General features: G+C 68.2%; 13 protein-coding genes and 1 tRNA gene. 9 read left to right on the top strand and 5 right to left on the bottom strand.

The window, feature by feature from the left end; genetic code table 11:
• The first annotated feature begins 177 nt into the window (after positions 1 to 177).
• The 8 genes from nusB (at position 178) to ABIC44_RS17335 (ending at position 5,783) form a co-directional block, all read left to right on the top strand.
• Positions 178 to 633 (top strand): transcription antitermination factor NusB, encoded by a 456-nt coding sequence (gene nusB / locus ABIC44_RS17370; protein ID WP_309691761.1) that lies wholly within the window; start codon positions 178 to 180, stop codon positions 631 to 633.
• A gap of 16 nt (positions 634 to 649) precedes the next feature.
• On the top strand, positions 650 to 1,555 hold the full coding sequence (gene thiL, locus ABIC44_RS17365; RefSeq protein ID WP_354296717.1) for a thiamine-phosphate kinase: 906 nt from the start codon (positions 650 to 652) through the stop codon (positions 1,553 to 1,555).
• A 135-nt stretch (positions 1,556 to 1,690) separates the two neighbouring features.
• Complete coding sequence (locus ABIC44_RS17360; RefSeq protein WP_502959863.1) at positions 1,691 to 3,607, top strand: alpha/beta hydrolase family protein; 1,917 nt, start codon at positions 1,691 to 1,693, stop codon at positions 3,605 to 3,607.
• Positions 3,608 to 3,766: 159 nt separating this feature from the next.
• Positions 3,767 to 3,985, top strand: coding sequence for a translation initiation factor IF-1 (infA, locus tag ABIC44_RS17355; protein WP_007403889.1), 219 nt, complete (start codon positions 3,767 to 3,769; stop codon positions 3,983 to 3,985).
• A 14-nt stretch (positions 3,986 to 3,999) separates the two neighbouring features.
• A complete protein-coding gene (locus ABIC44_RS17350; RefSeq protein ID WP_354296715.1) occupies positions 4,000 to 4,569 on the top strand; it encodes a Maf family protein in 570 nt (189 codons plus the stop codon).
• Positions 4,562 to 5,512 (top strand): ribonuclease, encoded by a 951-nt coding sequence (locus tag ABIC44_RS17345; protein WP_354296714.1) that lies wholly within the window; start codon positions 4,562 to 4,564, stop codon positions 5,510 to 5,512. Before ABIC44_RS17350 ends, ABIC44_RS17345 begins: the two co-directional genes overlap by 8 nt.
• A complete protein-coding gene (locus ABIC44_RS17340; protein WP_307102281.1) occupies positions 5,509 to 5,676 on the top strand; it encodes a DNA gyrase inhibitor YacG in 168 nt (55 codons plus the stop codon). Before ABIC44_RS17345 ends, ABIC44_RS17340 begins: the two co-directional genes overlap by 4 nt.
• 31 nt (positions 5,677 to 5,707) lie before the next feature.
• Positions 5,708 to 5,783: transfer RNA gene (locus ABIC44_RS17335), tRNA-Phe, on the top strand.
• Positions 5,784 to 6,031: 248 nt separating this feature from the next.
• Here the strand turns inward: ABIC44_RS17335 and ABIC44_RS17330 are convergent.
• From ABIC44_RS17330 to ABIC44_RS17315, 4 genes are read right to left on the bottom strand one after another with little or no spacing between them, the layout of a single operon-like run.
• A complete protein-coding gene (locus tag ABIC44_RS17330; protein WP_354296713.1) occupies positions 6,032 to 6,931 on the bottom strand; it encodes a pirin family protein in 900 nt (299 codons plus the stop codon).
• Positions 6,924 to 7,370, bottom strand: coding sequence for an NUDIX hydrolase (locus ABIC44_RS17325; RefSeq protein ID WP_354296712.1), 447 nt, complete (start codon positions 7,368 to 7,370; stop codon positions 6,924 to 6,926). Before ABIC44_RS17325 ends, ABIC44_RS17330 begins: the two co-directional genes overlap by 8 nt.
• Positions 7,367 to 8,059 carry a glutathione S-transferase gene (locus tag ABIC44_RS17320; RefSeq protein WP_354296711.1) on the bottom strand — a complete coding sequence of 231 codons (693 nt, stop codon included), beginning with the start codon at positions 8,057 to 8,059 and terminating at the stop codon, positions 7,367 to 7,369. The genes ABIC44_RS17325 and ABIC44_RS17320 overlap by 4 nt, the downstream gene beginning before the upstream one ends.
• A 4-nt stretch (positions 8,060 to 8,063) precedes the next feature.
• Positions 8,064 to 8,348, bottom strand: coding sequence for a BolA family protein (locus ABIC44_RS17315; RefSeq protein WP_307102274.1), 285 nt, complete (start codon positions 8,346 to 8,348; stop codon positions 8,064 to 8,066).
• Between the two features lie 40 nt (positions 8,349 to 8,388).
• On the opposite strand from ABIC44_RS17315, the gene ABIC44_RS17310 reads away from it, so the two are divergent.
• Positions 8,389 to 9,003 (top strand): J domain-containing protein, encoded by a 615-nt coding sequence (locus ABIC44_RS17310; protein ID WP_307102273.1) that lies wholly within the window; start codon positions 8,389 to 8,391, stop codon positions 9,001 to 9,003.
• 381 nt (positions 9,004 to 9,384) lie between these two features.
• On the opposite strand, the gene ABIC44_RS17305 is transcribed toward ABIC44_RS17310, so the two are convergent.
• A complete protein-coding gene (locus tag ABIC44_RS17305) occupies positions 9,385 to 10,149 on the bottom strand; it encodes a VOC family protein (RefSeq protein ID WP_354296710.1) in 765 nt (254 codons plus the stop codon).
• Positions 10,150 to 10,232: the final 83 nt, after the last annotated feature.

The raw sequence follows: 10,232 nt of genomic DNA, 5'->3' as shown, positions 1-10,232 counted from the left end.
GGGTGCCGCGCCCTGCCCTCGCGACTCCCCCCCGGCTTAGCGTGGGGGGGCACCGGGGGCTGCACACAAACCCCCTTCCTGCATTACCTACGTCCACGCCCACGCCCCGCACCCCGTCCCACCCCGCCCCTCCCAAAATACGTGACGAATTGGCGACAGCCCGGTAAAGGCCCGCCAATGACTCGTCCCACCGCCCGTACCCAGGCGCGCGCCGCCGCGCGCCTTGCCGCCGTTCAGGCGCTTTACCAGCATGACATGGAACAGACGCCGCTGGCCACGCTGCTCCACGAATTCCACAATCACCGCATCGGCGCGACCATCGAGGATGTCGAATATGCCGATGCCGACATCGATTTCTTCGACGACATCGTGAAGGGCGTGCATGCCCGCCTGGGCGAGATCGATCGGGCGATCGAGGAAAAGCTGGCCAAGGGATGGTCGCTGAACCGGCTCGACAAGCCGATGAAGGCGATCCTGCGCGCCGGCACCTATGAACTGCTCGCGCGGCACGACGTGCCGGTCGGCGCGGTCATCAGCGAATATGTCGACGTCGCCCACGCCTTTTACGAAAAGCGCGAATCGGGCTTCGTCAACGGCCTGCTCGACGCGATCGCCAAGGTCGCACGGGCCTGAAGCCCCGACCGCCCCGATGACCGAGGCGGAGTTCATCGCCGCGTTGCGCCGGATGCCGCTGCATCCCGGCGCGCGCGGGCTGATCGACGACAGCGCGGTGCTGACCGCCGCGCCGCTGGTCGTCACCACCGATACGCTGGTCGAGGGGGTGCATTTCCTGCCCCATGATCCGCCCGCCGATGTGGCGTGGAAGCTGGTCGCGACCAACCTGTCCGACCTCGCCGCCAAGGGGGCGCTGGTCGAGGGCGTCCTGCTCAACTATCCGCTGGGCGACGCCGCCTGGGACCGCGCGTTCCTCGCCGGGCTCGACGGCGTGCTGACCCGGTTCGAGGCCCGGCTGATCGGCGGCGACACGGTGACGATGCGCGGCCCCCGCACACTGACGCTGACCGCCTTCGGCCGCGACGCCGCCGCCCCGTCGCGCGACGGGGCCAAAGCGGGGGACGGCCTGTGGGTCACCGGGACGATCGGTGATGCCGGACTGGGCCTCGCGATCGCGATGAAGGGCGATGGCCCCACCACCCTGCGCGACGCCTATCGCCGCCCCTTTCCGCGTCTGGCCGAAGGCCGCGCGCTGGGCCCCGTGGTTCATGCGATGATGGACGTGTCGGACGGCCTGCTGATCGACGCGATGCGCATGGCGGGCGCGAGCGGGCTGGCGGTGGCGATCGACCTCGACTCGGTCCCGCTCTCCACCGAGGCACGCACCCATGGCGGCGAGGATCGCGCCGCCCGGCTGGCCGCAGCGACCGCGGGCGACGATTACGAACTCCTCTTCGCCCTGCCCCCCGACACCCCGCCCCCCGTCGCAGCAACGCGGGTCGGCCAGTTCGATCCGGGCGAAGGCCTGCGCCTGTTCGACGCTGGCGGCCCGGTTCCCCTGCCCGCACGGCTTGGGTTCGAGCACGCGCCCTCGCGCTGAATTTCCTTTTCCACGCCGATCGCCCGCTGCTAACCTGCATCATCCGGGCATGGGGAGATCGCCCGGACAAGGGGGGATAGCGTGACGACGGGTGTGACGAGGATGCTGGGCGCGTCGGTGATGGCGCTTGCCCTGATGAGCCTGACCGCGATGACTCAGGACCAGGCCGCCCCGCCGCCCACGGCCGCCAGTCCGTCGGCGGCCGCCGCACCCGTCCCGGTCGAGGCCTTTGCCGCGCTGCCCGAATTCGACAGCCCGGCCTTGTCCCCCGACGGCACCCGCATCGCCGCCAAGCGCGCGATCGACGGCAAGCAATATCTGATGGTCGCCCCGCTGATAAAGGGACAGGGCAAGCCCGCGCTGGCCGCGCTCAGCGACAAGGTCGACGTGAATTGGTGGCGCTGGGTCAATGACGAATGGCTGGTCGTCGGGCTGGGCAGCCAGGACACGATCCGGGGCGAGGATTATTACGTCACCCGCCTGATCGGCATCCGCGCCGACATGACCAAGATGGTGCGGATCGATTGGGAGAATTCGGGCTTCCGCGCCGACGAACTGCTGTGGACCGCACGCGACGGCAGCACCCGCATCCTGTTCGCCAAGCAGACCGGCATCTACGAGATGCAGGACGTCTATCCCTCGGTGTACGAGGCGGATGTCGCGACCGGGCGGGTCAAGCGGATCGCCTCCGGCCAGACCGATGTGTGGGACTGGTATGCCGATGGTGAGGGCCAGTTGCGCATGGGCGTGCGCTATAGCGACGATACCCGGCAGAAGAGCGTCCTCTATCGCCGGTCCAATGCCGAATCGTTCCACACCATCGCGCGCGCCAATGGCCGCAAGGACGAATCGGTTTTGATTCCGCGCATCTTCCGCGCCGACGGCACCGCACTCGCGATCGACGACAGCGACGGCTATGACGCACTCTACGAAGTCACGCTTCCCGACCTGAAGCTGGGCCGCAAGCTCAGCAGCGTCACCGGCTATGACATTGACGGGGTCATCGGCAACGAAGCGGGCAACGACATTTCCGCCATCCGCTATACCGACCAATCCTATCACGACGCCTGGACCGATCCGCGGATCAAGGAATTACAGGGTCTGATCGACAAGGCCGTCGCGCCGCGTCGCGCCGAGATCACCTCCTGGGACAAGGTGCGGAACCGCTTCCTGGTCGAAGTCGGCGGCGCGTCCCAGGCGGGCGCGCTCTATTATTGGGATATCGATTACGGGACCATGCAGTTCCTGACCTGGAACAATGCGCAGTTGCGCGGGCGGCGCCTCTCCCCGGTGCGCAGCGTCCGCTATAGCGCGCGCGACGGCACGTCGATCGAGGCGATACTGACATTGCCGCGTGGCAAGCCGGACCGGAACCTGCCGCTGATCGTGCTGCCCCATGGCGGGCCGTTCGCCCGCGATTCGGAAAGCTGGGACTGGTGGACCCAGTATCTGGCGGAGCTGGGCTATGCCGTGATCCAGCCCAATTATCGCGGCTCCTCCGGCTATGGCACCGCTTTTGCCCGCAAGGGAGAAGGCGAATGGGGCCTGAAGATGCAGGACGACCTCAACGACGCGGTCACCTATCTCGCCAAGGAAGGCATTGCCGATCCCAAGCGGGTCTGCATGGTCGGCGCCTCCTATGGCGGTTATGCGGCCATGCGCGCGGCACAACGCGACGGAGCGCTGTATCGCTGCGCCATCTCCTATGCGGGCGTCTCCGACCTTCAGGCGATGAAGCGCTACGACTCGCGCTTCCTGTTCAGCAAGACGCGCGCCGACTGGCTGCAGAAACAGGCGCCCGACTATCACGCGGTGTCGCCGCGTTTCGGCGCCGCCGACATGACGATCCCGCTGTTGATCGTGCACGGCAAGGCGGACAAGCGCGTGCCCGTCAACCAGTCGCGGATGATGGTGGCGGCGCTGAAGGCGGCGGGCAAGCCGGTCAATTACATCGAACAGCCGCTGGCCGACCACCATTTCACCCGCGCCGAGGACCGGCTGGAATTCCTGAAAGCCATGGCCGCCTTCCTGGCCAAGCATAACCCGGCCTGACCCTTCCCTCGCGGTTGCGGGGTGCCGTCCCCACCTTGCCGAAGGCGTCCCGCACCCCCATATCTTGTGTAGATTCGGCGCGCCTTTCCTTTTGGGGCCATTGCGGCTATGGCGGCGCCTCTTCGACATACCCTATAACACGACGAACCGAGGTATTTTTTGGCCAAGGAAGAACTGCTCGAGATGCGCGGCCGCGTGGTGGAACTCCTCCCCAACGCGATGTTCCGCGTCCAGCTCGAGAATGATCACGAGATCCTGGGGCATACGGCAGGCAAGATGCGCAAGAACCGCATCCGCGTGCTGGTCGGCGACGAAGTGCTCGTCGAACTGACGCCGTACGACCTGACCAAGGGCCGGATCACCTACCGCTTCAAGTGAGCGACCGGCCCCATATGCCGCTCGTCCTTGCATCCTCTTCCCCGCGCCGCCGCGATCTGCTGGCGCGGCTGGGAGTCGTGCCCGACCGAGTCGCCTCCCCCGATATCGACGAAAGCCCCCGCCCCGCCGAGCTTCCGCGTGTCTATGCGCTGCGGCTGGCGGTGGAAAAGGCGCAGGCCGTCGAGCGTGCCGAGGGCGAGATCGTCGTCGCGGGCGACACCACCATCGCGCTGGGCCGCCGCATCCTGCCCCCCGCCGAGACCGAGGCTGTGCAGCGCAAGCTGCTGCGCCTGATGTCCGGACGGCGGCACCATGCGCTGTCGGCGGTGTGCGTGATCGACGCGACCGGCAAGGTGCGCACCCGTCTGGCCGACACCATCGTCGCGTTCAAGCCGCTCTCCGATGACGAGATCGACGCCTATGTCGCGTGCGGCGAAGGGCTGGGCAAGGCGGGCGGCTATGCCATCCAGGGCCGCGCCGAGGTGTTCGTCCGCTTCCTGCAAGGGTCGCATTCGGGGGTGATCGGCCTGCCGCTGTTCGAGACCCGCGCCCTGTTGAAAGCCGCCGGGCTACCGCTTGTCTGAATGGCTCTATGAGGCCGGGATCGGCGAGGCGCGCGCCGCGCTGGTCGCGGATGGCCGGATCGTCCAGGCCGCGATCGAGCCGACCGCCACGCTGACCGTCGGCACGGTGGCCGAAGGGCGGCTGGTCGAACTGCTCCCCGGTCGACAGGGCCGGGTGACGCTGGCGGGCGGCGGCGAGGTGCTGCTGTCGCCGGTGCCCAGGGGGATGACGCAAGGCTCCGCACTGACCGTTATCGTCACGCGCGAGGCCATACCCGAGCGCGGCCGCGCCAAGCTGCCCAAGGCGCAACAGGCCCCCGACGACGCGACGCCCGCCCCCGGCCCCGATCTGCGCGCCCGCATCGCCGCCACCGGCCTGCCGGTCCGCGAATTGCGCGCGCATCAGGCGGACGATCTGGAAGCGGCGGGCTGGTCCGAACTGCTCGACGAGGCGGTGACGGGGGAGATCGGATTTGGCGCGGGCGTGCTGCGGATGACGCCCACCCCGGCGATGACGCTGTTCGATGTCGACGGTTCGCCCCCGCATGAGCCGCTGGCGATCGCGGCGGCGCGTGCGGTGGCCGGGGCGATTCTGCGCCACGGCATTGGCGGGTCGATCGGGATCGATTTTCCGACACTGGAGGGCAAGGGCCCGCGCCAGGCGGTGGCGGAGGCGCTGGATGCCGCGCTCCCCCTTCCCTTCGAGCGGACGGCGGTCAACGGCTTCGGCTTTCTCCAGATCGTGCGCCCGCGCCCGCGCGCCTCGATCCCCGAGCGGCTGGCGATCGACCCCGTCGGCGCCCGCGCCCGCGCGATCCTGCGTCAATGGGAGCGCGAGCCGCCCGGCCCGGCGATGGTCCACCGGCTCCCCGGCCCCCTTTACGATCGATTGATGGCCCAGCCCGACTGGCGCGACGAATGCGCGCGCCGCACGGGCCGCCCGCTGCAACTGGAACGCGCATGACCACCTGCCCCATCTGCGACAAGCCGACCGCCGCCGACCACGCCCCCTTCTGCTCGCGCGGCTGCAAGGACCGCGACCTGCTGCAATGGCTGGGCGAGGGTTATCGCATTCCGGTCAAAGAAAATGACGAAGAGGGGCTGGACACGGGGCAAAGCCACCCGTAAAGGCACGCCTCCAATCGCAATCGCGGTGTGGGCCCAAGTAGCTCAGTTGGTAGAGCATGCGACTGAAAATCGCAGTGTCGGTGGTTCGATCCCGCCCTTGGGCACCATTTTTCTGACATCGATGGTGTTTTGACGGTTCGCTTCTGGCGGGCTGTTTTCGCGTGGCTGGCGTTGCCCCATGGCCTTCGACTTCGCTCAGGCTGAACGGATGTTTGCAGATAGGACCTGATCCTACGCCCCGTTCGGCCTGAGCGAAGTCGAAGGCCATGCCAACACCACTTCCCTCCCGCAGGCGGGAGGGGCTGGGGGAGGGCAAGGGGTCTCACCGAGTGGGCAGCCCGCGACTCTTCCCCCTTCACGGATAGCTGACGGTCTTCGGAATCTCCGGAATCTCGATCCGCTCGGCATCGTCCCCCGGCACGGTCGGAAACTCCCGCGCACGCCAGGCCCGCTTGGCCTCCTCGATCCGTTCGCGGCGCGAGGAGACGAAGTTCCACCACACATGGCGCGGCGTGGTGAAGGCATCGCCGCCGCACAGCATCACCCGCCCGCCCGATCCGGACCGCAGCGTCGCGGCGATCCCCGGCTTCAGGATGTAGAGCCGCTGCGGCTCCAGCGGCATCCCCTCCAGGCTCGCCTCGCCCAGCGCGCAATAGACGGCGCGTTCCTCGGCCGACGCATCGATGGGCACGCTCCCGCCCGGCTCCAGCGCGATGTCGGCATAGATGGTGCCCGCATAGGTGGTCGTCGGTGCACGCTCTCCCCACAGCTCGCCCATGATGACCCGCGCGGTCGCGCCCTGCCCCTGTATCACCGGCAGCGCCTCGGCCCCGATATGCTCGAAGGCGGGGTCGATCTCCTCCTGCGCCTCGGGCAGCGCCAGCCAAGTCTGGATGCCCGACAGGATCGGCCCCTGCGGCCGCGTCTCGCCGGGCGAGCGTTCGGAATGGACGATGCCGTGCCCGGCGGTCATCAGATTCACCGCCCCCGGCTCGATCACCAGGTCGGTGCCCAGCGAATCGCGGTGCCCCAGCGCGCCGTCGAACAGATAGGTCACGGTCGACAGGTTGATATGCGGATGCGGCCGCACGTCGATCCCCGATCCGGGCGCCAGCTGCGCCGGGCCCATCTGGTCGAAGAACAGGAAGGGGCCGACCATCGTCCGCTCCTTGTTGGGCAGTGTCCGGTGCACCTTGAACCCGCCCAGATCGTGGGTGGAGGGTTCCAGCGTGCGCAGCAGGAAATCGTCAAACATGGGTCGCCTCCGTGGCGTCGAGCAGCTCGATCAGGTCGGTCGGGAAATAGGGTTCGGCGTGGGCGGCCAGTTCGTCGCGGGTGAACCAGCGCCAGCTCTGCATGACCCGCTGTTCGAGTGCGGTATGGCCCGCGCCCGTCACCTCATGCGCGTCGATGTCGACGCGGAAATAGCGTTCGTCGGCATCCACCTCGACCCCCTCGATGGTGCGGAATTCGACCTGCCGCCGCGCGACCTGCGGCCCGCAATCGCGGTCGAGCCCGGTTTCCTCGCGCAATTCACGCCGCGCGGCCGCCTCATAGCTCTCGCCCGGATCGACCGCGCCGCCCGGCGTGCACCAGAAGGGCGGGCGATCGCCGGGGGTGAAGCGGAACATCAGCGTCCGGCCCGCCCCATCCACCAGGAGGATGCGCGCGGCGGGACGGGGCAAGCGGGTCATTCGGCATCAAGCTCCGGATAATGGCGGAAGATTCCGTCTTCATTGAACGCCTGTCGCCGCTCGCTGTCCAGATAGGCGGCGATGCCGGGCAGGGTCTTCACACGGTCGTGCAAGCCGATCAGCGCGGGATAGTCGCGCTCGACCGCCGCCATCCGTTTCGGGAACATGTAGCGCAGGCCCGCGACCAGCTGGAACAGCGAGGTGTCGACCGGCGACCAGCGCCCGCCCGCCATCCAGTCGCGCGGCCCCAGCGCATCCTCGAAATAGCCGAGGAATTTGGGGATCCGCTCGCCCCGAAACTGCGCGGCGGCGCGTGCGGCCTCGGGCTTCTGCTCGTGATAATAGGCGCCGGTCGCGACCGGGTGATGGACGTTGTGGACCTCGGCGACCATGTCGCTGATCGTCAGTTGCAACTGGTGGAGCCACACACGCTCCCCCTCCGGCGCCAGGTCGTGCCGCTCGGTCAGCCAGTGGAGGATATTGGCGACCTGCGCGATCGCCTGTCCATCGGCGCGCAGATAGGGCGGCGCGAAGGGCGGGCGATCGCCCTTCTGCATGTCGGCGAGCAGCGCCTCCGCGCCCTCCTCCACGCCCCGGTCGCGATAGGGCAGACCCGCGGCCTCCAGCGCCAGCCGGACGAACTCGCCGCGTCCCGGCAGGCCAGGCCAGTACCACAGGTCATAGGGCATGGGCTTATTCTCCGGGCGCCTTCGCGCTGATCGCCAGCGCGTGGATACGCTCGGACAACAGATCGGCCAGCGCGTGGTTCACCCGGCGCTGGCGGGCGACGCGCGACTCCCCGGCGAACAGGGGCGATTCGACGATGACGCGAAAATGGCTCTCGCCGGTACCGTCATCGCCCAGATGGCCCCGGTGCATCGCGCTTTCGTTGATGACCTCCAAATGGGTGGGGGCCAGCGCCTGCGTCAGGCGGGCGGTGATCTGGTCGGCGACGGGAGCGGTGGTGATATCGGTCATGGCCCCTATATAGACGGTTTTTCGGGACAAGCGGATAGCCGTGGTACGTCGGTCGAGCAGCGATACCTCCAAGGACAAACCCGGCGCGCGGTTTCACGGCCGGGTCGAAAATACCGGCCGCGCCTGCGACCATGCCGGTTGCGCCGAAGCGGGCGAGTTTCGCGCGCCCCCGCCAGAAGGCACGCGCAGCGGCGACGGACCGGGGCAGTTCCGCTGGTTCTGCCTGGAGCATGTCCGCGCGTTCAACAGCCGGTACAATTTCTTCGAGGGCATGAGCGCCGACGAGATTCACCGCGCGCAACGCCCCTATGCGGGCTGGGAGCGCGAGACGCGCGCCTTTGCGCAAGGGGGGACCGATCCGGGGCCGCGCTGGGCCGATTTCTCCGATCCGCTCGACGCCATCGCCGCGCGCTATCGCCGCGAGGCCGCGCCCGAACGCAGCGACGGCAAGCCGCTGTCGGGGCAGGATCGCGAAAGCCTGAAAGTGCTGGGGCTGGAGGCGAATGCGGACCGCAGCGCGCTGCGCCGCCGCTATAGCGAGCTGGTGCGACGCTATCACCCCGACCGCAATGGCGGCGACCGGAGCCATGAGGGACGGCTGCAAAAGGTGATCGCGGCGTATCAACAGTTGCGCCAGGCTCCGGCGTTTGCCTGAACCCCTTATTCCTCCCCTGCAAGGGGAGGGGGACCGGCGAAGCGGATGAAGCTTTCGATAGCGGGACACCCCTCCGCCAGGCCTGCGGCCTGCCACCTCCCCTTGCAGGGGAGGAATCCAGGGCGGATCGACATTCAGGACTTCTTCCCCTCTCCCCTGGACAGGGGAGAGGGTTAGCGAAGCTTGCCAGCCTGCTGGCTAGCGCAGCTTGGGTGAGGGGTTGAGCGAGCCCAAGGGCTCGCGTGCTCGCGAAGTGAGCGCCCACCCCTCACCCAGCTCCGACTAAGCCTTTGCTTTCGCAAAGACCAAGTCTGCGCAACCCTCTCCCCTCTGCGAGGGGCGAGGGAAGGAAAGGCATCGCTGAATGGCGATCCGTCCTGATTACCTCCGCGGCCCGACCAGCCCGAATCGCGCGCCCTGCGGGTCCAGCGCCGACAGCGAATAATCGCCGCCGGGAATCTCCATCGGCCCGAACACGATCGTGCCGCCATGCTCGGTCACACGCGCCGCCGCGGCATCGATGTCCTCCACCGCAAAGTAGAAATGCCATCCCGGCACGCCCCCCGGCGGGCACCCCATCAACGCGCCCAGCACCACCGGCCCATCGGCCAGGAAGCGGTATTCGCCCAGCTCGCCCATCGGCATCCCGCCGCGATGGGCCCAGCCGAAATGCCGCTGGAAAAAGGCGAGCGCCCGGTCGGGGTCGCTGGCGATCCGTTCGTTCCACACGACATGCCCGGTCGCGGGGCCGGTGCCATGCTCGACAAAGGCGCGCGACGGGCGCTCCTCCTCCGCCGCCATGATATAGAAGGGCGCGCCCAGCGGATCGGCGACCAGCGCCATCCGCCCGACGCCCGCCACGGTCCAGGCGGGCATCAGCACCGATCCGCCATCCTCGACGATGGTCGCCAGCGACTCGTCGACATCGACGACCGGCAGATAGCCCAGCCAGACCGGCTTGCCCGCCGCCCCCGGCGGCCGCTGCATCAGGCCGCCGATCGCCTCGCCCTCGGTCGTGGCGAAGATTCGGTAATCCAGCTCGGCGATGCCGCTGTCGCCCACCTGCCATCCGATCACGCCCGCATAAAAGGCCTGCGCCGCCGCCGCATCGTCGGTCAGCAATTCGTACCAGATGAAATTCGCCATCACCCCACCCCATCATATTGCCGATCTCTCAGGGCGTTATGACGCTCCCCGGAGCCGATTCGGCGGCCCGTCGGCTCCCCCGA

It is taken from the genome of Sphingomonas sp. 1185, assembly GCF_040544655.1.
In the GTDB taxonomy this organism is placed as follows: Bacteria; Pseudomonadota; Alphaproteobacteria; order Sphingomonadales; family Sphingomonadaceae; genus Sphingomonas.
This window is presented reverse-complemented; position numbering and strand designations above follow the sequence as displayed.